The organism is Herbiconiux ginsengi, assembly GCF_900107435.1.
Taxonomy (GTDB): domain Bacteria; phylum Actinomycetota; class Actinomycetes; order Actinomycetales; family Microbacteriaceae; genus Herbiconiux; species Herbiconiux ginsengi.
Map to the genome: position 1 here is coordinate 355318 of NZ_FNPZ01000002.1, position 24951 is coordinate 380268.

The 24951-nt window shown below is 68.2% G+C and carries 26 protein-coding genes and 1 tRNA gene; 17 read left to right on the top strand and 10 right to left on the bottom strand.

Annotated features, from left to right (window positions below):
- Positions 1-83 precede the first annotated feature (83 nt).
- Together BLW00_RS09940 and BLW00_RS09945 are read left to right on the top strand one after the other, a co-directional pair.
- Complete coding sequence (locus tag BLW00_RS09940) at positions 84-1559, top strand: peptide MFS transporter (RefSeq protein WP_217634347.1); 1476 nt, start codon at positions 84-86, stop codon at positions 1557-1559.
- 4 nt (positions 1560-1563) lie between these two features.
- Positions 1564-1914 carry a VOC family protein gene (locus tag BLW00_RS09945; RefSeq protein WP_092553096.1) on the top strand — a complete coding sequence of 117 codons (351 nt, stop codon included), beginning with the start codon at positions 1564-1566 and terminating at the stop codon, positions 1912-1914.
- Between the two features lie 563 nt (positions 1915-2477).
- On the opposite strand, the gene BLW00_RS09955 is transcribed toward BLW00_RS09945, so the two are convergent.
- The 4 genes from BLW00_RS09955 to BLW00_RS09970 all read right to left on the bottom strand — a co-directional run bounded on the left by BLW00_RS09955 (position 2478) and on the right by BLW00_RS09970 (position 4542).
- Positions 2478-3206 carry an FAD-binding oxidoreductase gene (locus BLW00_RS09955; protein WP_092553099.1) on the bottom strand — a complete coding sequence of 243 codons (729 nt, stop codon included), beginning with the start codon at positions 3204-3206 and terminating at the stop codon, positions 2478-2480.
- Between the two features lie 6 nt (positions 3207-3212).
- Positions 3213-3815 (bottom strand): sulfite oxidase-like oxidoreductase, encoded by a 603-nt coding sequence (locus tag BLW00_RS09960; RefSeq protein ID WP_092553102.1) that lies wholly within the window; start codon positions 3813-3815, stop codon positions 3213-3215.
- A gap of 30 nt (positions 3816-3845) precedes the next feature.
- Entirely contained in the window at positions 3846-4346 is a 501-nt protein-coding gene (locus tag BLW00_RS09965; RefSeq protein ID WP_092553105.1) for a DUF1269 domain-containing protein, read from the bottom strand.
- A gap of 111 nt (positions 4347-4457) precedes the next feature.
- Positions 4458-4542, bottom strand: a tRNA-Leu gene (locus BLW00_RS09970).
- Between the two features lie 106 nt (positions 4543-4648).
- Between BLW00_RS09970 and BLW00_RS09975 the strand changes: the two genes are divergently transcribed.
- The 3 genes from BLW00_RS09975 to mshC all read left to right on the top strand — a co-directional run bounded on the left by BLW00_RS09975 (position 4649) and on the right by mshC (position 8240).
- Positions 4649-5962 carry a M20/M25/M40 family metallo-hydrolase gene (locus BLW00_RS09975; RefSeq protein ID WP_092553108.1) on the top strand — a complete coding sequence of 438 codons (1314 nt, stop codon included), beginning with the start codon at positions 4649-4651 and terminating at the stop codon, positions 5960-5962.
- A gap of 94 nt (positions 5963-6056) precedes the next feature.
- Positions 6057-6893: an undecaprenyl-diphosphate phosphatase gene (locus BLW00_RS09980; protein ID WP_092553111.1), complete on the top strand. Its 837-nt coding sequence runs from the start codon at positions 6057-6059 to the stop codon at positions 6891-6893.
- Between the two features lie 48 nt (positions 6894-6941).
- Positions 6942-8240, top strand: coding sequence for a cysteine--1-D-myo-inosityl 2-amino-2-deoxy-alpha-D-glucopyranoside ligase (gene mshC / locus BLW00_RS09985; RefSeq protein WP_092553114.1), 1299 nt, complete (start codon positions 6942-6944; stop codon positions 8238-8240).
- A 319-nt stretch (positions 8241-8559) separates the two neighbouring features.
- Here the strand turns inward: mshC and BLW00_RS09990 are convergent, their stop codons facing one another.
- Positions 8560-9489: a proteasome assembly chaperone family protein gene (locus BLW00_RS09990; RefSeq protein ID WP_092553116.1), complete on the bottom strand. Its 930-nt coding sequence runs from the start codon at positions 9487-9489 to the stop codon at positions 8560-8562.
- Positions 9490-9608: 119 nt separating this feature from the next.
- On the opposite strand from BLW00_RS09990, the gene BLW00_RS09995 reads away from it, so the two are divergent.
- The 10 genes from BLW00_RS09995 to lnt all read left to right on the top strand — a co-directional run bounded on the left by BLW00_RS09995 (position 9609) and on the right by lnt (position 19961).
- Positions 9609-10295, top strand: coding sequence for an HAD family hydrolase (locus tag BLW00_RS09995; protein ID WP_281242404.1), 687 nt, complete (start codon positions 9609-9611; stop codon positions 10293-10295).
- Positions 10292-11314, top strand: coding sequence for a tRNA (adenine-N1)-methyltransferase (locus tag BLW00_RS10000; RefSeq protein WP_092553122.1), 1023 nt, complete (start codon positions 10292-10294; stop codon positions 11312-11314). The genes BLW00_RS09995 and BLW00_RS10000 overlap by 4 nt, the downstream gene beginning before the upstream one ends.
- Before the next feature lie 48 nt (positions 11315-11362).
- Complete coding sequence (locus BLW00_RS10005) at positions 11363-12280, top strand: FKBP-type peptidyl-prolyl cis-trans isomerase (RefSeq protein ID WP_092553125.1); 918 nt, start codon at positions 11363-11365, stop codon at positions 12278-12280.
- 68 nt (positions 12281-12348) lie between these two features.
- Positions 12349-13368 (top strand): helix-turn-helix transcriptional regulator, encoded by a 1020-nt coding sequence (locus BLW00_RS10010; RefSeq protein WP_092553128.1) that lies wholly within the window; start codon positions 12349-12351, stop codon positions 13366-13368.
- A complete protein-coding gene (locus BLW00_RS10015) occupies positions 13368-14387 on the top strand; it encodes a helix-turn-helix transcriptional regulator (RefSeq protein WP_092553222.1) in 1020 nt (339 codons plus the stop codon). The genes BLW00_RS10010 and BLW00_RS10015 overlap by 1 nt, the downstream gene beginning before the upstream one ends.
- Positions 14388-14396: 9 nt before the next feature.
- Positions 14397-14753: a hypothetical protein gene (locus tag BLW00_RS10020; protein WP_092553226.1), complete on the top strand. Its 357-nt coding sequence runs from the start codon at positions 14397-14399 to the stop codon at positions 14751-14753.
- The gene (gene tatA, locus BLW00_RS10025; protein ID WP_092553229.1) at positions 14743-15021 is read left to right on the top strand and encodes a Sec-independent protein translocase subunit TatA; all 279 of its coding nucleotides are present in this window, start codon (positions 14743-14745) and stop codon (positions 15019-15021) included. The genes BLW00_RS10020 and tatA overlap by 11 nt, the downstream gene beginning before the upstream one ends.
- 47 nt (positions 15022-15068) lie before the next feature.
- Positions 15069-15821: a twin-arginine translocase subunit TatC gene (tatC, locus tag BLW00_RS10030; RefSeq protein ID WP_092553232.1), complete on the top strand. Its 753-nt coding sequence runs from the start codon at positions 15069-15071 to the stop codon at positions 15819-15821.
- The gene (locus tag BLW00_RS10035; RefSeq protein WP_092553235.1) at positions 15821-18316 is read left to right on the top strand and encodes a DEAD/DEAH box helicase; all 2496 of its coding nucleotides are present in this window, start codon (positions 15821-15823) and stop codon (positions 18314-18316) included. Before tatC ends, BLW00_RS10035 begins: the two co-directional genes overlap by 1 nt.
- 13 nt (positions 18317-18329) lie before the next feature.
- Entirely contained in the window at positions 18330-19961 is a 1632-nt protein-coding gene (lnt, locus tag BLW00_RS10040; RefSeq protein WP_245741503.1) for an apolipoprotein N-acyltransferase, read from the top strand.
- Positions 19962-19988: 27 nt separating this feature from the next.
- On the opposite strand, the gene BLW00_RS10045 is transcribed toward lnt, so the two are convergent.
- From BLW00_RS10045 to BLW00_RS10060, 4 genes are all read right to left on the bottom strand, one after another.
- The gene (locus BLW00_RS10045) at positions 19989-20354 is read right to left on the bottom strand and encodes an RNA polymerase-binding protein RbpA (protein ID WP_092553238.1); all 366 of its coding nucleotides are present in this window, start codon (positions 20352-20354) and stop codon (positions 19989-19991) included.
- A 107-nt stretch (positions 20355-20461) separates the two neighbouring features.
- Positions 20462-21265 (bottom strand): glycerophosphodiester phosphodiesterase family protein, encoded by an 804-nt coding sequence (locus BLW00_RS10050; protein ID WP_175494201.1) that lies wholly within the window; start codon positions 21263-21265, stop codon positions 20462-20464.
- Complete coding sequence (locus BLW00_RS10055; protein WP_092553244.1) at positions 21243-22361, bottom strand: SPFH domain-containing protein; 1119 nt, start codon at positions 22359-22361, stop codon at positions 21243-21245. The genes BLW00_RS10050 and BLW00_RS10055 overlap by 23 nt, the downstream gene beginning before the upstream one ends.
- Positions 22358-22849 (bottom strand): NfeD family protein, encoded by a 492-nt coding sequence (locus BLW00_RS10060; protein WP_092553247.1) that lies wholly within the window; start codon positions 22847-22849, stop codon positions 22358-22360. Before BLW00_RS10060 ends, BLW00_RS10055 begins: the two co-directional genes overlap by 4 nt.
- A gap of 125 nt (positions 22850-22974) precedes the next feature.
- Here BLW00_RS10060 and BLW00_RS10065 point away from each other — a divergent pair, with 125 nt between their 5' ends.
- Complete coding sequence (locus BLW00_RS10065) at positions 22975-23748, top strand: SDR family oxidoreductase (RefSeq protein WP_092553250.1); 774 nt, start codon at positions 22975-22977, stop codon at positions 23746-23748.
- Positions 23749-23752: 4 nt separating this feature from the next.
- Positions 23753-24247 carry an NUDIX hydrolase gene (locus BLW00_RS10070; RefSeq protein WP_092553254.1) on the top strand — a complete coding sequence of 165 codons (495 nt, stop codon included), beginning with the start codon at positions 23753-23755 and terminating at the stop codon, positions 24245-24247.
- A 14-nt stretch (positions 24248-24261) separates the two neighbouring features.
- Here BLW00_RS10070 and BLW00_RS10075 read toward each other — a convergent pair whose 3' ends face one another.
- Complete coding sequence (locus BLW00_RS10075; RefSeq protein ID WP_175494214.1) at positions 24262-24870, bottom strand: HdeD family acid-resistance protein; 609 nt, start codon at positions 24868-24870, stop codon at positions 24262-24264.
- Positions 24871-24951 lie beyond the last annotated feature (81 nt).

Here is a 24951-nt window from a genome sequence, read left to right on the forward strand (position 1 = left end):
GGCCTGAGGTCGCGCTTCCTGGCCCGTGAATGCGGGGTGAGGCGAACCGGGCCTCGGCGCATTCCGCATGCCACTATGTGTGCATGACGACTGAGACAGCGCTGCCTCCGGGAGTTCCGACGAAGAAGGAGCGCACCTTCTTCGGGCAGCCCTTCGCCCTCGTCCACATCTTCGGGGTGGAGATGTGGGAGCGCTTCTCGTTCTACGGCATGCAGGGCATCCTGCTGCTCTACATGTTCTACACGGTGGCCGAGGGCGGTCTGGGCATCCCGAAGCCCGTCGCGGTGGGGATCGTGGGGGCGTACGGCGGATCGGTGTACCTCGCCACCATCCTCGGGGCGTGGCTCGCCGACCGGCTGCTCGGCTCGGAGCGCACGCTGTTCTACGCGGCCATCGTCGTCATGGCCGGGCACATCGCGCTCTCGTTGATCCCGGGGGTGCCGGGACTCGCCGCGGGACTCATCCTGATCGCCCTCGGCTCCGGGGGTGTGAAAGCCAATGCCACCTCGGTGGTCGGCACCCTCTACGGCGAGAAGGACATCCGGCGCGACGCCGGTTTCTCGATCTTCTACCTGGGCATCAACCTCGGCGCCTTCCTCGGCCCGCTGCTCACCGGTCTGCTGCAGACCTCCTTCGGGTTCCACGTCGGCTTCGGGGTCGCCGCGGTCGGCATGGCGATCGGGCTCATCCAGTACTCCTTCGGGCGTCGCTCGCTGCCGCCCGAAGCGAAGACCGTGCCGAACCCGTTGCCGCGCAAGCACCGCCTGATCATGGTCGGCGTCGCGGTGGGGGTGATGGTGCTGATCGTGGCCGCCGTGCTGATCGGCGTGCTGAACGCCGACAATCTCGCCGACGCGGTGGCCATCGTCACGCTCGCGGCCTCGATCGCGTACTTCGTGATCATCCTCTCGTCGAAACGCATCACGAGCGTCGAGCGCAAGCGGGTGTTCTCGTTCATCCCGATGTTCATCACCAGCGTGGCGTTCTGGTCGCTCTACCAGCAGCAGTTCACCGTCGTGACGCTCTACGCCAACGATCGTCTGAACCTGAACCTGTTCGGCTGGCAGATGCCGGTGGCGTGGGTGCAGTCGATCAACCCGATCTTCATCATCATCCTCTCCGGCGTGTTCGCAGCGATCTGGACGAAGTGGGGCGCGAAGCAGCCGGCCACCCCCTACAAGTTCGCGGCCGCGGCCGTCGTGATGGGCCTGGCGTTCCTGCTGTTCATCCCCTTCTCGGGCACGGGTGCGCACGGCACGCCGCTGCTTGCCCTGGTGGGTATCCTCTTCGTCTTCACGATCGCCGAGCTGCTGCTCTCTCCTGTGGGGCTCTCGCTCTCGACGAAGCTGGCACCGAAGGTGTTCCACACGCAGATGGTGGCCCTGTTCTTCCTCTCGATCGCCCTCGGAACGGCCCTGTCGGGCATCCTGGCGGGTTTCTACAACGAGAACGACGAGGTGCCCTACTTCGGCATCTCGGGCCTCGTGGCCATCGGAGTGGGCGCTGCCCTCGTCGCGGTCACACCCTGGGTGCGCAGAATGATGAGCGGGGTCAGGTAAGCGGATGCTCGGCTCACTCGACGAGGTCGTCTTCGACTGTGCAGAGCCCACCGCCCTGGTGCGGTTCTGGCATCAGGTGCTGGGAGGCAGTGCACCCACCGACCGCAGCCCCGACTGGTCGTTCTTCGATGCGCCATCCGGGCTCCGGATCGCGTTCCAGCGCGTCCCCGAGGGCAAGAGCGCGAAGAACCGGGTGCATCTCGACGTCGCGGTCGACGACGTTCCGGATGCGACGGACGCCGCAGAACGCCTGGGAGCCGTCAGGCAGGGCCCACTGCACAGCGACGCCGTGGGAACCTTCCAGGTGCTCCTCGACCCCGAGGGCAACGAGTGGTGCGTGGTACGCGCGAACTAGGTGGTGTCTGACAGGTGCCGTCGGATCGCGCGGGGCGAGTGTGCCTTGTCGCCGCGAGCCGCATCCGGTCTCCTGCTCGGGGTCGGCGTCCCGGCCAAGGGCGACGTAATGGTCCATGACGGCGGGCCGGTAGCGCACGGGGAACGTCTGTCCTGCGGCGAGTCGGGTGAGCTCGGTGATCGTGAGGTCTTCGTCCGCGATACCGCGGAACGAGATGCCGTCGGCCGTCTCCGTGTCGAACATCAGGACCACGCGTGGACTGCCGTCGCTGCTGACCTCCCGCCAGTCGACGAGAACGCCGAGCGCAAGCGCCCCCGTCCGCAGCTCCGCGTTGCGCTTGCGTGCGTCACCGCTGAGGAGCGGATTGGGGGCGATGCCCGGGAAGCCGGGCCCGACGCCGAGTGATGACCGACTCAGATCGGGCCTGAGCTGCGCCATCAGATCGTTGAGCTTCGAACCGAACATCTCGACCCCTCCGCACACCGGTGCGGAATCTCGGCCTGGCTCTTCGCCCTCACCACGTTCGCATGGCACGGCCATGCGCTTTCCCGGGGTGGGGTGGATCAGGCGCCGCCGAAGCGCTCCGTCTTCACCGACATGGGGTCGGCGCCCGACGCGACGAGGGTGTCGGCCGCCAGCTCGACGAAGCGGGTGGGGCCGCAGATGTAGGTGGAGACAGCGCCGCCGTCGGCGGGGGACGTGCTCGCCGCCCACGACGTCACACGAGCGCCGTCGAGGCGGCCCACCGTGCCGGTCCAGCCCTGCGGTGCGTGGCGGGTGTACTGGATCGTGAGCTCCGCGTTCGCGGCCGCCGCCAACGCGTCGAGCTCGTCGTGGAAGTAGACGTAGTCGGGGGAGCGCACGGAGTAGAGCAGGTGCGCGGGCGCCGCGCTCTTCGCCTCGGCGTGCGTGCGCAGGATCGAGACGAGCGGCGCGATGCCCGATCCACCGCCGATCAGGCGGATCGGTTCGGGCTGCGAGGGCTTCCAGACGAACCAGCCGCCGAGCGGCCCCAGCACCTCGAGCTGATCGCCGACGTTCACCCCGCGCACGAGGTAGGGCGAGACCTCCCCGTCGGGCATCAGCTCCACGCTCACGGCCGCGAACTCGGCGCCGGCAGCGGAGGAGAGGGAATACGACCTCGCAGCCTGATAGCCGTCGGGCGCGGTCAGCCGGATGTCGATGTGCTGGCCGGCGAGAGCGCCCGTCCAGCCCGGGATGCGCAGCATGAGCGTGCGCGCCGTCGGTGTCTCCTCACGAACGCCGACCACGTCGGCGACGGCCCACTTCATCGGGCATCAGGAGTCGTAGTAATAGCGCTGTTCCTTCCACGGGTCGCCGTAGGCGTGGTATCCGTTGACCTCCCAGAAACCGAGTTCGTCGGTTTCGTGCATGGTGAGGCCGGTGACCCACTTCGCGCTCTTCCAGAAGTAGAGGTGCGGAACGAGCAGTCGAGCCGGCCCGCCGTGCTCCGGATCGAGGGGCTCTCCGTCGAACTCGAACGCCACCCAGGCCTTGCCCTCGAGCAGGTCTTCGAGCGGCACGTTGGTGGTGTACCCGCCGTAGGAGTGCGCCATCGTGAACGGCGCATCCGTCTCGACCTCGGCGAAGAGCGTGTCGAGCGAGACGCCTCGCCATTTCGTGTCGAACTTCGACCATCGGGTGACGCAGTGGATGTCGGTGTCGATGTTCTCGATGGGCAGGTCCATGAACTCGTCCCACGACCAGCGCTTCACGTCGCCGGACTCGTTGGTGATCGAGAACTCCCACTCACCCTCGTGGATGTTGGGGGTCGGACCGGCGGAGAGCACCGGGAAATCCTTGGTCTCGTACTGGCCGGGCGGCAGGTGAGGGTCGGCCTCACGCCTCTTCCCGAAGAATCCGGGGGTCACGATTCCCATGGTGCTCTCCTCCCGTCGGTGCGACTAAGACTACGCCTGGGGCTGCTCGGCGAGGTCGTGGATGAGGGCCTTCTCGTCCTCCTCGCTCAGCGAGGTCTTGATGACCTTGCCGTTGAAGGGCGCGAGGGCGGCGGCGAACTTGTCTTCGGTGAGCTTCACCGCGTAGATGACCACGGCGGACTTGCCGGCCGAGACCGACTCCTTCACCTGGGACCGGAACTCGCTGTTGAGGCCCGTCTTGTCGATGCCGGCGAACAGCGCGCCGATCAGGCCGCCGAACACCAGGCCGAAGAACGGCACGAAGAACAGGATGCCGATGAGCGTGCCGAAGAGGGCGCCACCGGCGGCTCCGAGGCCGATGTTGCCGGCCGCACCGGGGTGCTCCACGTGGGTCTTGCCCTGCTCGTCGACCTTGACGAGGGCGAGTCCGGAGAGCTCGACGATCAGGTCGCCCTGGAGCTCCTGAACCTTCTCATAGGCGCCCTCGGCGTCTTTTTCGTTGTCGAAGGCGATGACGATCAAATCGGCCATGAGTGTGTGAAACCTTTCTGGTGTTTTTTACGAGCGTAGAGGATGCGGGTTAACGAAAAGAAGACCCGGCGTCATGCCAGGTCTTCTTTCGTTTCACTGTCTCAACCAGTGTGTCCGAGGGGGGACTTGAACCCCCACGCCCTATACGGGCACTAGCACCTCAAGCTAGCGCGTCTGCCATTTCCGCCACCCGGACCGGTGCCGGTGATTGATTGCTCAACCAGCCAAGGAAAGACAATAGCACGGATGCGCACCCGGCAAATCCACCGGTCCCGCCGCCTGGTACGGGTAGCGTGAGGGGTATGACGTCCACTCCTCCGAGCGCCGAACCCGACCTGACGACGCGCATCGCGCGGGACCTCATCCGGTTCGACACCTCGAACTTCGGGGAGGGGCGATCCAACGGCGAGACCGAGGCAGCCGAGTACCTCGCCGCGCATCTGGAGCGACTCGGCCTGACGGTGCAGTCCTTCGACGCGGCGCCGCGCCGCACGAGCATCGTGACCCGGGTGGAGGGCCGCAACCGCTCCAAGCCCGCACTCGTCGTGCACGGCCACACGGATGTCGTGCCCGCCATCGCCGAGGACTGGTCGGTCGACCCTTTCGGTGGCGCGATCGCCGACGGCATGCTCTGGGGGCGCGGGGCGGTCGACATGAAGAACATGGATGCGATGATCGTCACCGCACTCGACCGCATCGTCAGCGCCGGGCAGCAGCCCGAACGCGACCTCGTGGTGGCCTTCTTCGCCGATGAGGAGAACGGGGGAGTGTTCGGCTCCCACCATCTGGTGACGGAGCATCCTGAGCTCTTCTCCGGCGCCACCGAAGCCATCAGCGAGGTGGGCGGATACTCGATCGACCTCGACGGAAAGCGTGCCTACCTCGTGCAGACCGGGGAGAAGGCGCTCATCTGGCTGAAGCTCGTGGCGCGGGGCACCGCGGGCCACGGCTCGCAGATCAACCGCGACAACGCCGTCACCCGCCTGGCGACGGCGGTCGCCGCGATCGGTGCTCGCGAGTGGCCGATGCATCTCACCGCGACCACCCGTCAGCTTCTCGACCGCGTCGCCGACCTGCTCGGGAAGGACGCGCAGGTGCTCAGCCCCGACGAGATCGCCCTGGCCACCGGGACCGCCTCCCGGTTCATCACGGCGACCCTCCGCACCACGACCAACCCGACGGGCCTGACCGCCGGGTACAAGCACAACGTCATCCCGGATCGTGCCGAGGCCATGATCGACGTCCGCGTGCTGCCGGGTGAAGAAGACGCCGTGCTCGAGGAGATCCGTGCGATCGTGGGCGAGGACATCGAGATCGTGATCTCGCACCGCGACATCGGGCTCGAGACCACGTTCGACGGCGAGCTCGTCGACGCCATGGTCGGCTCGCTGCAGCGGCACGATCCGGGAGCCGAGGTGCTGCCATACCTGCTCTCCGGCGGCACCGACAACAAGGCGCTGAGCCTCCTCGGAATCCGGGGTTTCGGGTTCGCGCCGCTCCAGCTGCCGCCCACCCTCGACTTTCCCGCGATGTTCCATGGCGTTGACGAGCGCGTGCCGCTCGACGCGCTAGGGTTTGGCTCAGACGTTCTGACCGACCTGCTGCTGCGGTACTGATCCCGCGCCGCCGGAAGGCCCCACTGCGACCACGTGGTCGCGACCGGCGCGACCGATGCCCCGCATCGGCGCACGATCACTCCAAAAGGGAGACATGGACTTTCTCAACGCCGTCATCCTCGGATTCGTCCAGGGCCTGACCGAGTTCCTGCCGATCTCGTCGAGCGCGCACCTGCGCATCGTGGGCGAACTGCTGCCCGGCGCGAAAGACCCCGGCGCGGCCTTCACCGCCATCACCCAGCTCGGAACCGAGACCGCGGTGGTGGTGTTCTTCTGGCGCGACATCGTGCGCATCGTGAGCCGGTGGGCCAAGTCGCTGGCCGGTCGCGTTCCGCGCAACGATCCGGATGCGCGCATGGGCTGGCTGATCATCGTCGGCTCCATCCCCATCGTCATCCTCGGCGTGCTCTTCCAAGACGACATCGAGACGACGTTCCGCTCGCTCTGGATCGTGGCGACCACGCTGATCGTGTTCGGCATCCTGCTCGGTATCGCCGACTACGTGGGTGCGAAGCGCCGGCGGCTGAAAGACCTCACCATCCCGCACGGCATCATCTTCGGCTTCGCGCAGGCGCTGGCTCTCATCCCGGGCGTCTCGCGCTCGGGCGGCACCATCACGGCCGGGCTCTTCATGGGGTACGAGCGCCGCGCGGCAGCGCGCTACTCCTTTCTTCTCGCCATCCCCGCGGTGTTCGGCAGCGGGCTGTTCCAGGTGGCGAAGAGCATCGGAGGCAGTGAGACCGCGGCGGGGGGATTCGGCCCGCTCGAGACATTGGTCGCGACCGTTATCGCCTTCATCGTGGGCCTCGTGGTCATCGCGTTCTTCATGAGCTACATCTCCAAGCGCAGCTTCCTGCCCTTCGTGATCTACCGCATCGCGCTCGGCGTCGTCCTGATCGTGCTGCTGTCGGCCGGGGTCATCGCGGCGTAACGCCCCTCCCCGACGTTTTCGTTCAGCGAACACAACTAGGCTTGACCGGTGCGTTCCTGGTCCCGACCCGACATCCCCGAGCTCCCCGGGCGCGGTGCGGCGCCGCGCATCCACGACGACTCGAGTGGCCGCTTCCTCGACTCCACCGTCGCCGGTGCCGGCGGTGAGGCCACCCTCTACGTCTGCGGCATCACCCCCTATGACGCGACGCACATCGGACACGCGGCCACCTATCTGGCCTTCGACACGCTGATCCGGTCGTGGATCGACGCGGGGCTCGACGTCTCGTACACCCAGAACATCACCGACGTCGACGACCCGCTGCTCGAGCGGGCGGCCGCGACCGGCGTCGACTGGCAGCAACTCGCGGCAGGCCAGATCGAACTGTTCCGCACCGACATGGCAGCCCTCGGCGTGCGGCCCCCGGATGCCTACGTCGGCGTCACGGAGACCATCGACGACATCGCACGCGCCGTCGACGAGTTGCGGGCCGCGGGTTTCGCCTACACCGTGCCGACTCTGGATGCGCTCGACGACGGATCCGAGGACTGGTACTTCGACATCGCGGCAGCCGAGCGGTCGACGCCCTGGGTGCTCGGCTCCGAGAGCGGTCTGGACCGGGCGACGATGAGCCGCTTGTTCGCCGAACGCGGGGGAGACCCCGATCGGGCCGGCAAGCGCGATCCGCTCGATCCGCTGCTCTGGCGGGTGGAACGCGCGGGCGAGCCGGCCTGGGACACGTCCTTCCCCGAGATCCGGCGTGGGCGGCCGGGCTGGCACATCGAGTGCTCGGTGATCGCGCGTGAGACGCTCGGCGACACGATCTGCGTGCAGGGCGGAGGAGGAGACCTGGTCTTTCCGCACCACGAGTTCAGCGCCGCCCACGCCACCGCCCTGACCGGACAGCGCTTCGCGCGCGTCAACGCGCACGGCGGGCTGGTGGCGTTCGACGGCGAGAAGATGAGCAAGTCGCTCGGCAACCTGGTGCTGGTCTCCGAACTGCGGGAGGCGGGCGTGGAGCCCGCCGCGATCCGCCTGGCCATCCTCTCGCACTGCTACCGAGACGACTGGGAGTGGCACCGCGGCGACGAGCTCCGCGCCGCGGAACGCGTGGCAGCCTGGCGCGCTTCCGCCGCCCACCCGATCGTGGGCGATGCGCTCGACGAGGGTGTGGACGCGGATGACGCCCTGCTCCTGCTCGAGCGCGTCCGCGTCCGCCTCCACGACGATCTCGACACCCCCGGCGCCCTCGACGAGTTCGACGCCTGGTTCACGCAGCCGCACTCGGCGGGGTCGAACGCGCTGGCCGCCCAGGTGCTGGACGCCCTTCTGGGGATCCGGCTGTAGTCAGTCCGCCAAAAACCTCACCCCGAGATCGCAGGCCGCGGGCCGCGCTCGACGACGTAGGGTGAGCGCGCGGCCGGAGGGCCCGACCGCAGGCCGGGCTCTCCGACCGCACGCGAACATGTCGCCTCGCGCCGCAGCAGCGGCGGCGCGAGCAATGAGCGCCTGACCGGCCGAAGGACGGCCGGGCGTGGGAAGTGGCGAGGCGGTACCCACTCCAGCCCGTAAGTCGACTCGGTACCCGTATCCCGGGCTAGTCGCGGCGCCGGGCAGGGACCGGCGACGCCCGAGGACGCCGCGCGAAGCACGGCGCCCGAGGCAGCTAATGCCGCCAGGGCTCGTCGGGGCGGGAGTCGCCGCCGGCGCGACCGTCGCCGCGCTTGCGGAGGTAGCGCTCGAACTCCTGCGCGATGGCCTCGCCGCTGGCCTCGGGGGAGTCGACGGTGTCGCGAGCCTGCTCGAGCTGCTGGATGTAGGCCGCCATGTCCTCGTCTTCGCCGGCCAGGGCGTCGATGCCCGACTCCCAGGCGGTCGACTCGTCGACGAGTTCGCCGCGGTCGATCTGCACGTCGATGAGCTCCTCGATCTTGTCGATCAGGGCGAGCGTGGCCTTGGGCGAGGGCGCGTTGTGCACGTAGTGCGGCACCGACGCCCAGATCGAGATGGCGGGGATGCCGGCGCTCTCCGCGGCGTCGGCGATGACGCTGAGGATGCCGACCGGCCCTTCGTAGGAGCTGCGCTCGATGTCGAGCTCGCTGCGCACGAGCGGGTTCTCGCTGGTGGCGAAGACGGAGATGGGGCGCGTGTGCGGCACGTCGGCGAGCATCGCGCCGAGCAGCACCACGCCGCCGATGTCTTCGGCCAGGGCGGTCGACACGACCTCCGCGGTGAACTTCCTCCAGTTGCGCGAGGGCTCGGACCCGATCAGCAGATAGACGTGCGAATCGTCCCCTGCGTCGACGGATGCGCCGGGCGTGACTGCCGCTTCGGCGTCGAGCGCGTCATCCGGACCGTACACGATGGCGCCGGGCCAGGTCAGCACACGCCGGCCCTCGTCGTCGGCGGACACCGTGGGGCGGTTGAACTGGAAGTCGAAGTACTCCTCGGTGTCGACCTCGGTGATCGGAACCACGTCGAGCTGCTCCTTGAGCACCCGGAGGGCTCCGGTGGCCGCTTCGCCGGCGTCGTTCCAGCCTTCGAACGCGACGAGGAGCAGTCGTCCGCGGAGGAATCCGTTGTCTGTCGCCGTGATGGGTACCTCACTGCCTTCCGAGACATCCGCACGGTGCGGTGCCGTCAGTCAAGGATAGGCGTTCCACCGGGAGCGGAGGAAAAGTGAGGCCGGATCGCGACGCCGTAGACTTGTCGCCCGTGACCGAATCCTCACCCGCCCTTCCCGCCGCTGTCCTGTGGGACATGGACGGCACCATCGTCGACACCGAGCCGTACTGGATGCGCGCCCAGGAGAAGCTGGTGGAGTCCTACGGCGGCACCTGGACGCATGAGGCCGCGATGACCCTGGTGGGCTCCGGTCTCGACCGCAGTGCCCGCATCCTGCAGGAGTTCGGGGTGGACATGCCGGCCGACGAGATCATCCAGCTCCTCTCCACGCGGGTGATGGAACAGATCAGCGAGCACGTGCCCTGGCGCCCCGGTGCGCTCGAACTGCTCATCGCGCTGCACGAGCGCGGGGTGCCGCAGGCGCTCGTCACCATGTCGATCGGCCGGATGGCGCACCACGTCGCCTCCTTCCTGCCCGCCGACGTCTTCTCCACGGTGGTCTCGGCCGACGTCGTGACCGAGAGCAAGCCGCATCCGGAGGCCTACCTCACCGCGGCGGCGACCCTCGGGGTGGACATCGCGCAGACGGTCGCGATCGAGGACTCGGTGACCGGAGTCACCTCCGCCGTCGCCGCCGGCGCCGCCGTGATCGGCGTGCAGCACCTGCTGAACCTCGACGATTCCGGCGCCGACCGCATCTGGAGCACCCTCGCGGGCGTGACGCCCGACGACGTGGCGAGCGTGCTCGCCGAGGTGCGAACGGAGCAGAGCGCATGACCGCCCAGTACAGCGGCCCCTTCCGCGAGGGCGACCGGGTGCAGCTCACCGGTCCCAAAGGCAAGCTCAACAGCATCACCCTCGAATCGGGCAAGGTGTTCCACACGCATCGCGGCTTCATCGACCACGACGCGCTGATCGGCTTGCCCGACGGCTCGGTGGTGAAGAACTCGGTGGGCGTGGAGCACCTCGCGTTGCGCCCGCTGCTGACCGATTTCGTGATGTCGATGCCCCGCGGCGCCGCCATCATCTACCCGAAGGATGCCGCGCAGATCCTCGCGCAGGCCGACGTGTTCCCGGGGGCCACCGTGGTCGAGGCCGGGGTCGGTTCGGGAGCGCTCTCGCTCTGGCTGCTCCGCGCCATCGGACCGGAGGGCCACCTGTCGAGCTTCGAACGGCGCGACGAGTTCGCCGATGTGGCGCGTGCGAACGTGGCCGCCTACTTCGGCCGCGATCCCGAATCCTGGACCGTCACGGTCGGCGACCTGGTCGAAGCGCTGCCGGCGACGCATCCCGATCACACCGTCGACCGCGTCGTGCTCGACATGCTCGCACCCTGGGAGTGCATCGACGTCGTCGCCGCGGCGCTGAAGCCCGGCGGGGTGGTGCTCTGCTACGTCGCGACCGTCACCCAGCTCTCCCGGGTGGTCGAGGCGATGCGTGAGTCGGATGTCTTCACCAACCCGGTCCCGAGCGAGACCATGGTGCGCGGCTGGCACGTCGAGGGGCTCGCGGTGCGCCCCGATCACCGGATGATCGGACACACCGGCTTTCTGGTGACCGCCCGGCGGCTCGCGCCCGGCTCGATCCTGCCCGAACTCAAGCGCCGCGCGTCGAAGAGCGACTTCTCGGAGGAGGACGTCGAGGCGTGGACTCCGGGTGCCCTGGGGGAGCGCGGCATCAGCGCGAAGAGCCTCCGCAAGCGGGTGCGGGCGGCCACGGCGACCGCGGATGCCGCCAAGGCCCGTGAGGCGCGGGAGTCAGGCGGAATTCAGCTTCACGACGATGAAATAGGATAGTTTCGCTCACCGGGCCGACGGCTCGTCGAATGCAGGAAATGAGGATCCGTGCGCAAGTCTCTCGCGCTCATTCTGTCGGCAGGGCTTCTGCTCTCGCTCGCCGCATGCAGCGGCTCGCCCGCCGCTCCCGACTGCTCGACGGCCACGCCGTCCGGTGACTCGAGCGAGGCCATCACCGCCACCGGCGACCTGGGCGCCGACCCGGCGGCCACCTTCCCGTTCCCGCTCGTGGCGGAGCAGGCCGAGCGCTCGGTGCTCATCCCCGGTTCCGGCGACCTGGTGGGGCCCGGCAGCACCGTGGTGGCGAACTACACGGTCTACGACGGAGAGACCGGTGCCGCTGCCGGAGCCCCGCAGTCCACCGCTCTCGTCGTCGCCGACTCCCTGCCGGATGGCCTCCGCAACGGCCTGCTCTGCACCAGCGCCGGAGAGCGCGTCGCAATCGTGCTGCCGAACGACCAGGCAACCGCGATCTTCAGCGGCGCCACCGGCTCCGTCGTGATGGTGTTCGACATCACCTCGACCTTCCCGCGCGCCGCGACCGGCGCCGACCAGCCCGCGCAGGCCGGTTTCCCGAGCGTCGTGCACGACTCGAACGGGCGCCCGGGCATCACGATCGTCTCCGGCGACACGCCGACCGATGCCAAGTCGGCCCTGCTCAAGAAGGGTGAGGGCACGGTCGTGGCGAAGGGCGACTCGATCATCGTGCAGTCGCTCGCGGTGTCGTACGCGACGCCCGACAAAGTGGTGTCCTCGACCTGGGAAGACGGCACACCGAAGCTCTGGGCGATGAGCGACACCCCGTCCACCGGCTCTTCGTCCACCACGCCGCCCGGTATCACGCCGTTCCTGGTGGGCCAGACCGTCGGCTCCGAGGTGCTCGTGGTGCTGCCGGATGCGTCGGGCGGATCGGCCACGGCGTACGTCGTCGACATCCTGGGCATCCTGCCGACCGCGTCGAACTGATTCTGCCGGTCGCGATGCGGTCGTCGCGGTGCGCCCGCGGACCGCATCCCACGAACTAGAATTCTTGCGTGTCGCCGCAGAAGCAATCGCCCGCGCCTGTCCCGGTCGAGGAGAGGCTGTTCAGCCTGGTGCTGGCCCTTCTGGCGACCGAGGCGGGGCTGACGAAGAACGAGATCCTCTCGACCGTGCAGGGTTACCGTCAGCGCTACGACCCCTACGGCGACAACGCCACACTGGAGCGGCAGTTCGAGCGCGACAAAGACGACATCCGGGAACTCGGCGTTCCACTCGAGACCATCGAGACGCCGGGGGATCCGGGCAACAACCAGTCGTCGCGCTATCGCATTCCCCGAACGGCATATGAACTGCCCGCCGACATCGCGTTCTCCTCCGCCGAGACCACCCTGCTGAACCTCGCCGCGATGGCCTGGCGGGAAGGCTCGCTCTCTCGGGAGTCGCAGCGGGCACTGTTGAAGCTGCGGTCGATCGGCGTCGACACCAGCGACCCCGTGCTCGGCTACGCTCCACGGATCCGAACCCGCGACGCCGCGTTCGACCCCCTCTCGGATGCGCTCTCCCGCCGCGTGACGGCATCCTTCTCGTATCTCAAGCCCGGGGACCCGGCCGCCCGGCTGCGTACGGTGACCCCGTTGGCGCTGGTGCAGCACCAGGGCCGCTGGCACCTCAAGGCAATCGACCACGGGGTGGGGGAGCCGCGCACCTTCCTGCTCTCGCGCATCACCGGTGCGGTGAAACTCGGCCGGCAGACGGTCGACGTGCCGCCCGGCAACTACGCCGCCTCGGCGCTCGAGGAGCTCGACGACATCTGGGAGCTCAACGTGGCGGAACTCGATGTCGAACCCGGCACGGACGCCGAGGTGCGACTCTCCCGCCGACGCGGTGCCGAACTCGGCGACCGAGGGCGGGTGCTGTTGCACTTCACCGACGTGAACCTCCTGGCCGACGAGCTGGCGGGCTTCGGCCCCGAGGTGCGCGTGCGCGGCCCCGAGCGGCTGGTCGAAGCCGTGATCTCCCGGCTCGAAGCGGCGGTGCGCTCCCACGCGACGCCGGCAGGGGTGGCCGAGTGATGGCATCCGCTCGCGAAGGGCAGCCCTTGGCCTACGCGCAGGACAAACTCACCTTCCTGCTCGCACTCGTTCCGTACCTGATCGATCACGGCCGTGTCTCGGTGGCGGATGCCGCAGCCCATTTCCAGGTCTCCGAGAAGCAGATCCGCGACGCCGTCTCGCTCATCGCCGTCTCCGGTGTGCCGGGCGACACCACGCAGTACCAGCACGGCGACCTCTTCGACATCTCCTGGGACGACTTCGACGAGCGCGACGAGATCGTCATCACCCACATGGTCGCCCTCGACGACTCTCCGCGGTTCTCCGCGCGCGAGGCCGCCGCCCTGATCGCCGGGCTGCAGTATCTGCAGTCGCTGCCCGAGAACGTCGACAGCGGCGTCTACTCCTCGCTGATGGACAAGCTGGCGCGCGGGGCCTCCGAGAGCCCGAGCCAGGTCGCGATCGCGTCATCCGACTCGGCCGGATCGCTCGCCGAGCTGCGGGATGCGCTCGGCCGCCGGGTGCAGATCGAGTTCGACTACCTCACCTCGCGCGGTTCGCGGGAACGACGACGGGTCGATCCGTTGCGCATCGACTCCGACAACGAGGACTGGTACCTCCGCGCCTGGGACCATCTGCGCGAGGCGGTGCGCACCTTCCGTCTCGACCGGATGACCGACATCCGGGTCACCGACGACCCGGTCAGTTCGACGCACGACGACGTCCGGCTCGGCGACAGTCTCTTCCAGGGCGCGGCCGACGACCTCGTGGTGACGATCGAACTCGACCCCTCCGCCCTGTCGCTCCTCGGCGAGTTCGTCTCGAGCGTCGACACGCGGGCCCCGGATGCGCCGGCCGCCGAATCCGGGCGCGTGCGGGCCCGCATCCGCGTCGCCCACATCCACAGCCTGAAGCGCCTGGTGGCCGCGATGTCGTCGGCGGTGACCATCGTCGACCCTCCGGAGGCCCGCGCCGCCGTGGTGGACTGGGCCGAGGCCGCACTCGCCCGTTACCGCGACGCCGGGCAGGGCGCCGGATAGGCTGTGGCGATGGCGTGGTGGGCGTGGCTGATCATCTGGGTCGTTCTCGGGCTCGGCTTCTTCGGCATGCTCGCCTGGCTCGGCTACCGGCTGTTCCGCAAAGGCGTGGCGGTGATGCACGCGCTCGAGGAGCTCACCGACAAGGTCGCGCAGCTCAACGAGAACATCGAAGAGCTGGCGCCGGAAGAACCCGCCGAGCGTGCCATCCTGATCGGCTACGCCGAAACCGCCCGGCGCCGCGAACTTCATCTGGAAAGGAAAGCCGAATTGAAGCAGGCACGCAGAGAAGCACGCATCAAACGCGGTAAACTGCTGGTGAATCCCGAAACGATTCCGACGATAAGGAAGTGGACCAATGCTCGGTAACCTCAACGGGTGGCACCTGGTCATCATCCTCGTCGTCATCCTGCTGTTGTTCGGGGCGACCCGTCTGCCTGCCTTGTCGAAGAGCCTCGGCCAGTCGATGCGCATCTTCCGCAGCGAGACCAAGGCCATGAAGGAGGAGAACGCCGACCCGGTGACTCCGCCGGCCGAGCCGACCGCATCGGCCGCTCCCGCTGCACCCCCGGCCTCCGGCACGGCGCCTTCTGAGGCGACGACCGCACCGGAGACGAAGTCCGAACCGAAGTCGTAGGGTCGGTGGCCGTCAAGTCTTCCCGGCGGCGCTCCCGTGACGGCCGGATGTCGCTCGGCGCCCACCTCGTCGAGCTGCGCAACCGGCTCTTCATCTCGGCGCTGGCCATCGTGCTCGGCATGGTGGTCGGGTTCATCCTCTCCGACTTCATCCTCTCGGCACTGACCCAGCCGATCGCCGATCTCGCCGCCCAGCAGGGCCGCGAAGCGAGCCTCAACTTCACCGACGTCTCCTCGGCGTTCGATCTGCGCATCCAGATCGCCTTCACCGTGGGGGTCGTGCTCTCGTCGCCGGTGTGGCTCTACCAGGTGTTCGCATTCGTGATGCCCGGGTTGAAGAAGAAAGAGAAGCGGTATGCGCTCGGCTTCGTGTGCGCCGCCGTTCCGCTGTTCCTCGCAGGCTGCGTGGCCGGCTGGTTCGTGCTGCCGCACATGGTGACCCTGCTCACCGGGTTCGCCCCCGAGGGCACGACGGCGCTGCTCACCGCGCGCTCCTACTACGACTTCGTGCTGAAACTCGTGCTCGCGATCGGTATCGCCTTCGTGCTGCCGGTGTTCCTCGTCATCCTCAACTTCGCGGGGGTGCTGAGCGCGGTGGCCATCCTGAAGTCGTGGCGCATCGCGATCCTCGCCATCACCTTGTTCACCGCCATCGCCACGCCCGCCGCCGACGTGATGTCGATGTTCCTGCTCGCCATCCCGATGCTGTTGCTCTACTTCGCGGCGGCCGGCATCGCCTGGCTGCACGACCGCCGGAAGCGGCGGGCGATGGAGAGCCTCGACATCGAATTGGCCGTCTGATGGCTCTCGCAGACGAGACCAGCGCCGTGCTGAGCCCTGCGGAGCGGTTCGCGGCGAGTCGCAAGCGGGCCGGGCATCCGCAGGTCGAACAGTTCCGGAGCGGGCTGGGCTTCGACCTCGACCCCTTCCAGATCGAGGCGGCCGGAGCACTCGAAGACGGCCGCAGCGTGCTGGTGGCCGCACCGACCGGCGCGGGCAAGACGGTCGTGGCGGAGTTCGCGGTGCACCTCGCCATGCAGTCGGTGCGCGACAAGGTGTTCTACACGGCGCCGATGAAGGCCCTCTCGAACCAGAAGTTCCAGGAGTTCGTGACGGAGTACGGTCCCGACGAGGTGGGGCTGCTCACCGGGGACACCAACATCAACGCCGACGCCCGCATCGTGGTGATGACCACCGAGGTGCTCCGCAACATGCTCTACGCCGACTCGGGGCTGCTCAAGAACCTCCGGTTCGTGGTGATGGACGAGGTGCACTACCTGGCCGATCGCTTCCGCGGTGCCGTGTGGGAAGAGGTGATCATCCACCTCCCACAGACGGTCAAACTGGTGTCACTCTCGGCCACGGTCTCGAACGCCGAGGAGTTCGGCGACTGGCTGCAGGCCGTGCGCGGAGACACCGAGGTGATCGTCTCCGAGGAGCGGCCGGTGCCGCTCGACCAGCACGCGCTGGTGAAGACGAAGCTGATCGACCTCTTCGACTCGACCGGGCGGGCGGCGACCAATCGTGTCAATCCCGAGCTCGCGCAGCTGGTGCGGGGCGGGGCGTCGCTCGCGTCCGTCGACCGCCTCGGCGGTCGGGGTGGTGGCGGGGGAGGGCGACGCGGGGGTGGGGGAGGCCGTGGTCGCGGTGGGTACCGCCCGCACGCCCAGAGCCTCGAGCGGATGGATCGACCCGACGTGGTGGCCCTGCTCGACGAGCACCGGCTGCTGCCCGCCATCTTCTTCGTGTTCAGCCGGATCGGATGCGACCAGGCCGTCAAACAAGTGCTGCGCGGGGGAGTGCGTCTCACCACCGCCGAGGAGCGTGAGGAGATCCGCCGCATCGTCGACGAGCGCTGCCGCACCCTGCTCGACGAGGATCTCGCCGTGCTCGGCTACTGGGAGTGGACCGAGGGCTTGATGCGCGGGGTGGCGGCGCACCACGCCGGCATGTTGCCGGCCTTCAAAGAGGTCGTGGAGGAGCTCTACCAGAAGAAGCTCGTGAAGGTCGTGTTCGCCACCGAGACCCTCGCGCTCGGCATCAACATGCCGGCGCGCACCGTGGTGCTCGAGAAGCTCGAGAAGTTCAACGGCGAGGCCCGTGTCTCGATCACGGCCGGGGAGTACACCCAGCTCACCGGTCGCGCGGGGCGACGCGGCATCGACGTGGAGGGGCACTCGGTCATCCAGTGGCGCGAGGGCCTCGACCCGCAGGAGGTCGCCTCCTTGGCCTCGCGGCGCACCTATCCGCTGAATTCCAGCTTCCGGCCCACCTACAACATGGCCGTGAACCTGATCGACCAGTTCGGGCGGCCGCGCACCCGCGAGATCCTGGAGTCGTCGTTCGCGCAGTTCCAGGCCGACCGGGCCGTGGTCGACCTGGCCCGCAAGGTGCGGCAGCAGGAGGAGTCGCTGGCCGGCTACGAGAAATCGATGACCTGCCACCTCGGCGACTTCAAGGAGTACGCGCGCATCCGCCGCGAACTCACCGATCTCGAGCGGGCCGGCGCCGGGCGCTCAGCCACGCAGTCTCGCGGCGAACGGGAGAAGCGGCAGCGGCGCATCGAGTCGTTGCGCAAGCAGCTGCGCTCGCATCCGGTGCACGGGTGCAAAGACCGGGAGGCGCACGCTCGCTGGGCCGAGCGGTGGTTCACGCTGAAGAAGGAGACGGACCGGCTCACCCAGCAGATCCAGACGCGCACCAACGTGATCGCCAAGGTGTTCGACCGCGTCACCGACGTGCTGCTCGGCCTCGGCTACCTCGCCACCGACGACGACGGGGTGACCACGCTCACGCAGCACGGTCACACGCTCAAGCGGATCTATGGCGAACGCGACCTCCTGGTGGCCGAGTGCATCCGTCGGCAGGTGTGGCACGACCTCGACCCGGCATCCCTCGCAGCCATCGCCTGCGCCCTGGTCTACGAGCCGCGACGCGACGAGAGCGAGGCGGCGGAACGCTTCCTGCCGCGCGGCGCCTTCCGCGTCGCGCTCGACAAGACGCAGACGCTCTGGGCCCAGATCGACGACATCGAGCGTGAGCACAAGCTGCCGGGCAGCGATCCCGTGGCCACGGGGCTGTCCACCGCCATGCACAAGTGGGCCCGCGGGGGCGCGCTCGACGACGTGCTGAACGAGGCCGACATGGCGGCGGGAGACTTCGTGCGCTGGTCGAAGCAGACCATCGACCTGCTGGACCAGCTGCAGGGGACCTCGGATGCCCGCCTCTCGTCGACGGCGCGGTCGGCCATCGACGCGGTGCGCCGTGGCATCGTCGCGTACTCGTCGGTGGCATGAGCGGACACGGATGATGAGCGCGACACTGACTCCGGCGACCCGCGCGGCCGCCGCCTCGGCCCCCACACCACAGCTGATCGACCTGCGGCGCCCGCTCGCCGAGCCACAGCGCTTCACGCGACCCCTGATGCCCCTCTGGCTCGCCCTCGTGGGTGCGGTCGGGGCCGGAATCGCCCTCGACGCCGGATTCCCCGACAAGGGCTGGTGGCCGCTCACCCTGGTGGGAGTGGGCATCGTGCTCGTCGGTCTCGTGGGGCGTGGATGGGGGAGTGCGTTCCTCATCGGCGTCGTCGCCGGCGCCACGTTCTGGGGCGTGCACATCTTCTGGCTCACCCTCTACCTCGGGCCCATACCGTGGCTCGGGCTCTCCGGATTCGAGGCGGTCTACTTCGGGCTCGGCTCCATCCTGATCGCACTCGTCTACCGTCGCGCCGACCGGGTCTGGCCGAGTCGCTGGGGTCGCCTCGGGCTCGTTCCGATCATCGTCTCCGGGCTCTGGGTGCTGCGCGAGGGAATCAATTCCATCGCACCGTACGGTGGCTTCTCGTGGGGCCGTGTCGCCATGTCGCAGTCCGAGAGCCCCTTCGCCGACATCGTCGCCTGGCTCGGGATGTCGGGGCTCAGCTTCGCGCTCGTCTGGATGGTCGCGTTCCTCATCCAGCTCGCTCGCGAGTTCGACCTCCGCACCTCGAGCCGGGTGCTCGCCGGCGCGATCGCGATCGCCGCGCTGCTGGCCGTTCCCGCGTGGCCGGCGCCCACATCCGGAACCTCACGGATCGCCGGGGTGCAGGGCAACTCGAACGCCGGCCTGTTCGCGGTGCATCAGCCCGGCGACATCCTGAGCGACCATGTCGCGGCGTCGGTGCCGCTCGAGGGCGACAAGCTCGATGTGGTGGTGTGGCCGGAGAACGCCTCCGACATCGACCCCACGCGCTACCCGGTGGCGGCCGAGACCCTCGACTCGGTGAGCCGGTCGCTCGGGGGAGTGCCGATCGTGGTCGGCACCATCCAGCAGCGTGGCGACAAGGTCTACAACACGTCGCTGCTCTGGCAGAACGGGGGCGTCGCCGACTTCTACGACAAGCGCCACCCGGTGCCCTTCGCCGAGTGGATGCCCAACCGCGACTTCTTCCATGCCCTCCAGCCCGATCTCGTCGACCTGGTGACCCGCGACTACGAGTTCGGCGGCACCGACCTCACCTTCGACATCAATGGGCTGATCGCCGGGATCTCGATCTGCTTCGACATCACCGATGACGCCGTGATGCGCGAGATGAGCGACGAGGGCGCGCAGGTGGTGCTCTCGCAGACCAACAACGCCGACTTCGGCAAGACCGACGAGAACCTGCAGCAACTGGCCATCGCTCGGCTGCGGGCGATCGAGCTGGGCCGCAGCGTCGTGAACATCTCGACTGTCGGCACCAGCCAGATCATCGGACCCGACGGGCGCACGATCACCGGCATCCCGGCCTACCAGGCGGGTGCCATGGTGGCCGACGTGCCACTGGCCACCGTGCCGACGCCGGCCTCGCTGTTCGGCTTCCAGATCGAATGGCTGGTGGCCGGGTTCGGCGTCATCGGTCTTGCGGTGGCGTTAACGACGAGAACGTCGCCCCGGCCCGTGAAGGCCAGGCGACGTTCCTGATCGTGACTGGCGCTCTGCCCTCTGTGTTCAAGCGCCGATCTTCTGCGTTCCGCGACGTGCCCGGAGGTACTGGAGGCGCTCTTCCAAGAGCTCCTCGAGCTCGGCCCGGGTGCGGCGCTCGAGCAGCATGTCCCAGTGACTACGGGGCGTCTTCACGTCTCCGTGGTCGACCTCGACGGGCTCCGAACCGACCATGAGGGTCGCTTCGTGGCTGCAGTACTTGCATTCCCAGGTCTCAGGCGCTTCGGCCTCGGCCGAGAACACCATGTCGGTGTCACGGCCACATGTCGCGCAGCGGTACGTATAGGTCGTTCGGGGCGAGAAAACCACGCCCTCTTCGCTCTGCAGGCTTTGTGCGCCCAGACGCATTCCACGCAAACTGCGATCTGCCATTGTGTGGTCTCCTCTCGCGTTGCTTCAAACGTTATAAACCGCCGGGCTGAGTGAAACCTTTCCGCTGCTGCTGATTGCCAGTACTCTCTCAGCGAAATGAGCCGAGGTCAACGCAGCGCGCGGAACTCCCGGGCGAGTGGCAGCATGAGGTCGGCGCGGTCGGTCACGATGCCGTTGACACCCCGTTCGAGCAGGCCGCGAGCCACGGCGACGTCGTTGATCGTCCAGACGTGCACCTCGACACCGGCAGCGTGCAGGCGCCGCACCATCCGCGCGGTGGTGGTGCGCATCCGGAAGACGGTCAGCGGGATCTGAACCGCGTCGACTCGACGGAGCAACAGGCGCACCAGCGGCACCAGGCCCAGCTTCGCGGCCAGGAGCGCCGGCACGAATTCACCGGCCGAGGCCGAAGCCGCGACCCGGTTGCCGCCGGCCTCGAGCAGGTCGACGGCCGAGCGTCGGCGTCGGGTGGAGAACGAGGTGATCAGAACCCGATCGGAGGCGCCGGCGTCGAGGATGGCGCGAGCGGCCGGTGCGGCGACGTCGTCGGATTTGATGTCGATGTTGAAACGCACGCCCGGATGCGCGGCCAGCACGTCGGCGAGGGTCACGAAGCGCACTCCGCCACCCAGGTCGATCCCGAGCAGTTGCTCCAGGGTCAGCTCGGCGATGCGTTCTGGCCGGCCCGCGAGGCGTTCTAGCGTCGGATCGTGGCTCACGATCGCGACGCCGTCGGCCGAGGCGTTGACATCGGTCTCGAGGTAGTCGACCCCTGCGGAGATCGCCTTTTCGAACGATGCGAGCGTGTTCTCCGGAACGCCGAGCGCGAGGCCCCGATGCGCGAGGATGCGGGGGAGTGCGGGCCGGAACCAGCCCGACTCCCGCCCGTCACTCCTTCGGCGGCTCGGCACCGGGGGTGCCCGTCGCCGGCTCGCCTGATGCCGCCGTGCCTGGCTCTGTCGTGACCGCCGGAGTCGCCAGAGTGCTCGTGGCCTCCGTCGAGGCTGCTGCCGCGGCATCCATCGCAGCGCCCGCAGCGCGTTCCGCGTCTTCGGCCAATTGACTGCGCTCGGCGACTCCCGCAGCCGCATGACGTTCGGCGGCCCCCGGAGCGGCAGCGCCCCGATCGCCGAATGCCTGCCCGATGCCCTTCAGCGCCTCGGTGAGCTCGCTCGGGATGACCCAGAGCTTGTTCGCGTTGCCCTCGGCGATCTTCGGCAGCGTCTGCAGGTACTGGTAGGCCAGCAACAGGTTGTCGGGCTCGCCGCGGTGGATGGCGCCGAACACCGTGGTGATGGCCTCCGCTTCACCCTGCGCGCGCAGCACGGCGGCCTTCGCGTCACCCTCGGCCCGGAGGATCTCACCCTGCCGGTGACCCTCGGCCTCGAGGATCGCCGACTGCTTCGTTCCCTCGGCGGTGAGGATGACCGCGCGGCGCTCCCGCTCGGCGCGCATCTGCTTCTCCATCGAGTCCTGGATGGAGAGGGGCGGATCGATCGCCTTGAGCTCGACGCGGGACACGCGGATGCCCCACTTGCCGGTGGCTTCGTCGAGCACGATGCGCAGCTGGCCGTTGATCTCGTCGCGGCTGGTGAGCGCTTCTTCGAGGTTGAGGCCACCCACCACGTTACGGAGGGTGGTGGTGGCGAGCTGCTCGACCGCGCCGAGGTAGTTGGCGATCTCGTAGGTCGCAGCACGCGCATCCGTCACCTGGAAGAACACCACCGTGTCGATCGAGACCACCAGGTTGTCTTCGGTGATCACCGGCTGCGGCGGGAACGACACGACCTGCTCGCGGAGATCGATCAGCGGCCGCAGGCGGTCGATGAACGGCACCAGGATGTTCAGGCCCGGCATGAGCGTCTTGTGGTAGCGGCCCAGCCGTTCGACCACGCCTGCTCGCGCCTGCGGGATGATCCGCACCGAGCGGGACACCACCACCAGCACGAAGATGACGATGATCGCGATGACGGCGATCAGGATGACCTGCCCGACGATGTCGTTCACAGAGTGCCTTCCTTCCGGTCGGAGGTGCGTTCGGCCGGCACCACGATCGCGGTGGCGCCGTCGATGGCCGTGACGAGCACGCGTTCGCCGCGACGGAGCTCGCGGTTCTCGGTGAGCGGCGAGACCCTCGCCGTCCAGATGTCGCCGTTCGCCAGCTTCACCTGCCCGGCGGTGCTCGTGACCTGGTCGACTACGAGACCCTCGAGACCGAGGAGCGCGTCGACATTGCTCTTCGTGGGGTCGCCTCCCCGTTTCAGCAGGCGCAGCAACGGTGGACGGAGCGTGAGCAGGAGCAGCAGCGACAGGATGCCCGCCACCACGATCTGCAGGTACCACGGTGCGCCGAACACGCCGGCGATCAAGCCGCCCAGGCTGCCGATCGCGATCATCAGGAAGGTGAATTCGAGCGTGAGCATCTCGATCACCACGAACAGGAGGATCAACCCGAGCCAGAAGATCCAGGCGTACGAGTCGAGGAATTCAAGCATCCACGGTCTCCTCTCGGCATCGATCGGCTGTGCTTCGACGCTATCAGTGTTCGACAGGTGAGGGGTTGGAGTATCGGCTACTTGGTAGTCTCGGATGGTCGTTTTCGATCCACGAGGAGTCTCACGTGCCCAATCCACTCGCCCCCGGTTCGCTCGCAGGTAAGCGCGTCCTCGTCACGGGCTCCTCACGCGGTATCGGGGCCGACACGGTCGGCTACTTCGCCGAAGCCGGAGCATCGGTCGTCATCAACTACCGCAACAAGGAGGCGCGTGCGGCGAAGCTCGCGAACAGCATCCGGGAGGCGGGCGGCACCGCGATCGTGGTGGGCGCCGATCTCACCGATCCGGAATCGGTCGCCGCGATGTTCGACCAGGTGCAGGCCGAGCTCGACGGACTCGACATCCTCGTGCTGAACGCATCCGGCGGCATGGAGAGCGGGATGGCCGAGGACTACGCGATGACGCTCAACCGCGACGCGCAGGTCGACCTGCTGACATCGGCGCTGCCGCTGCTCGCTCCGGGCTCCCGTGTGGTGTTCGTCACCAGCCACCAGGCGCACTTCATCAACACCACCGAGACGATGCCGGAATACCTTCCGGTCGCGCTGTCGAAGCGTGCCGGTGAGGATGCGTTGCGCTCCCTCATCCCGCGGCTCGACGAGGCCGGCATCGGGTTCGTCGTGGTGTCGGGCGACATGATCGAGGGCACGATCACGGCGACCCTGCTCGAGCGGGCCAACCCCGGTGCGATCGGCGCACGCAAAGAAGCCGCCGGAAGGCTCTACAACGTGAGCGAGTTCGCCGCCGAGGTGGCTGCTGCCGCCGTCGATCCGATTCCCGCGAACCACACCCGCTACGTCGGCGACGTCTCCGATTTCGGGCCGATCGAGGGCGAGTAGCGGCATGAGCGGAGCGGCGGATGCGGCGACATCCGACGACGCCGTCATCGTGAAGTCGCGGGTGCTGCTGCTCGATCAGGCAGGGCGCGCGTTGCTGTTCTATACGCGAGCCGACGTGGCCACGAATCCGACGCGCTGGCTGACACCGGGCGGGCACCTGGAAATGGGGGAGACCCACGTGCGCGCCGCGGTGCGGGAGCTCTTCGAGGAGACCGGGCTGGTGGCATCCGAGGCTCAACTCGGCCCGGTGTTCTGGTCGCAGGATTTCGTGGGGGAGCCGGCGCCGGGCGTTCGGCGCGCCTACCACGAGGAGTGGTATCTGCTGCGCACCGAGGCGTTCCTGCCGGTCGACACGCACTGGACGCCCGAGGAGCGCATCGATGTCGAGGCCTTGCGGTGGTGGAGCCTGGACGAACTGGAAAGGACGGCCGACTCCCTCGAGCCGACCGTCCTCACCGATCTGTTGCGCCGGGCGCTGGACGCTCCCATGCGGCGCTGAGTGCGAAGCGCGGACTAGACCTTCGCGGTCTTGGGCGTGCGGCCGAGCATGATCGCGGTGATCGCCGACATGATGCCGGTGACGATCAGCAGGATGCCGGCGAACAGCACCAGGACGCCGATCGACTCCAGCGGCAGGAAGATCACGACGATGCCGGCGATCACCGAGATGACGCCGAGGATCGTGCCGAACCACTGCGAGGAGTCTTTCGCGGTCTCGATGACGGCGAGCACGCCCTCGATGATCCAGGAGAAGCCGATCACCAGGGCGAGTGCGAGGAGCGCGACGACGGGGTTCCGCACCGCGACGACGCCGGCGAGGATCAGCAGCACGCCGAGGATGATGTTGAGCGCTCGGATGCCGCCGGTCACGGTGTTGTTCACGATGCCCGAGACGACGCGCACGAGACCGACGATCCAGAAGTAGATCGCGAACAGCCAGGCGATCGTGTAGACGATGGCATCGGGGTTGTTGAACGCGAGCACCAGGAGCACGATGCCGAGCACGACGGAGAGGATGGCGCGCACCCAGAGACCGCCCTTGAGCCAGCGTGCCGCGGTGGCGGTGATGTCGGCGTCGTGCAGCCAGAATCCGAGCGGACTCGGTGCGGTCGGTGTGGTCATGAGATTCCCCCTCGTGGGTGCCGGATGGCGGTGTGTTCTGTCGATCAACAATCTAGCGCTCAGCGTGCGGAGCATGGGAGT

What these genes read in the sequence shown, in the direction of transcription:
- BLW00_RS10075 (WP_175494214.1), bottom strand. Translation starts at nt 24,870, where the DNA reads ATGACCACACCGACCGCACCGAGTCCGCTCGGATTCTGGCTGCACGAC.
- BLW00_RS10000 (WP_092553122.1), top strand. Translation starts at nt 10,292, where the DNA reads ATGACCGCCCAGTACAGCGGCCCCTTCCGCGAGGGCGACCGGGTGCAG.
- BLW00_RS10060 (WP_092553247.1), bottom strand. Translation starts at nt 22,849, where the DNA reads ATGCTTGAATTCCTCGACTCGTACGCCTGGATCTTCTGGCTCGGGTTG.
- BLW00_RS10015 (WP_092553222.1), top strand. Translation starts at nt 13,368, where the DNA reads ATGGCATCCGCTCGCGAAGGGCAGCCCTTGGCCTACGCGCAGGACAAA.
- tatA (WP_092553229.1), top strand. Translation starts at nt 14,743, where the DNA reads ATGCTCGGTAACCTCAACGGGTGGCACCTGGTCATCATCCTCGTCGTC.
- BLW00_RS09980 (WP_092553111.1), top strand. Translation starts at nt 6,057, where the DNA reads ATGGACTTTCTCAACGCCGTCATCCTCGGATTCGTCCAGGGCCTGACC.
- BLW00_RS09960 (WP_092553102.1), bottom strand. Translation starts at nt 3,815, where the DNA reads ATGGGAATCGTGACCCCCGGATTCTTCGGGAAGAGGCGTGAGGCCGAC.
- BLW00_RS10070 (WP_092553254.1), top strand. Translation starts at nt 23,753, where the DNA reads ATGAGCGGAGCGGCGGATGCGGCGACATCCGACGACGCCGTCATCGTG.
- BLW00_RS09965 (WP_092553105.1), bottom strand. Translation starts at nt 4,346, where the DNA reads ATGGCCGATTTGATCGTCATCGCCTTCGACAACGAAAAAGACGCCGAG.
- BLW00_RS10020 (WP_092553226.1), top strand. Translation starts at nt 14,397, where the DNA reads ATGGCGTGGTGGGCGTGGCTGATCATCTGGGTCGTTCTCGGGCTCGGC.
- BLW00_RS09940 (WP_217634347.1), top strand. Translation starts at nt 84, where the DNA reads ATGACGACTGAGACAGCGCTGCCTCCGGGAGTTCCGACGAAGAAGGAG.
- BLW00_RS09975 (WP_092553108.1), top strand. Translation starts at nt 4,649, where the DNA reads ATGACGTCCACTCCTCCGAGCGCCGAACCCGACCTGACGACGCGCATC.
- lnt (WP_245741503.1), top strand. Translation starts at nt 18,330, where the DNA reads ATGAGCGCGACACTGACTCCGGCGACCCGCGCGGCCGCCGCCTCGGCC.
- tatC (WP_092553232.1), top strand. Translation starts at nt 15,069, where the DNA reads ATGTCGCTCGGCGCCCACCTCGTCGAGCTGCGCAACCGGCTCTTCATC.
- BLW00_RS09945 (WP_092553096.1), top strand. Translation starts at nt 1,564, where the DNA reads ATGCTCGGCTCACTCGACGAGGTCGTCTTCGACTGTGCAGAGCCCACC.
- BLW00_RS09955 (WP_092553099.1), bottom strand. Translation starts at nt 3,206, where the DNA reads ATGAAGTGGGCCGTCGCCGACGTGGTCGGCGTTCGTGAGGAGACACCG.
- BLW00_RS10035 (WP_092553235.1), top strand. Translation starts at nt 15,821, where the DNA reads ATGGCTCTCGCAGACGAGACCAGCGCCGTGCTGAGCCCTGCGGAGCGG.
- BLW00_RS10045 (WP_092553238.1), bottom strand. Translation starts at nt 20,354, where the DNA reads ATGGCAGATCGCAGTTTGCGTGGAATGCGTCTGGGCGCACAAAGCCTG.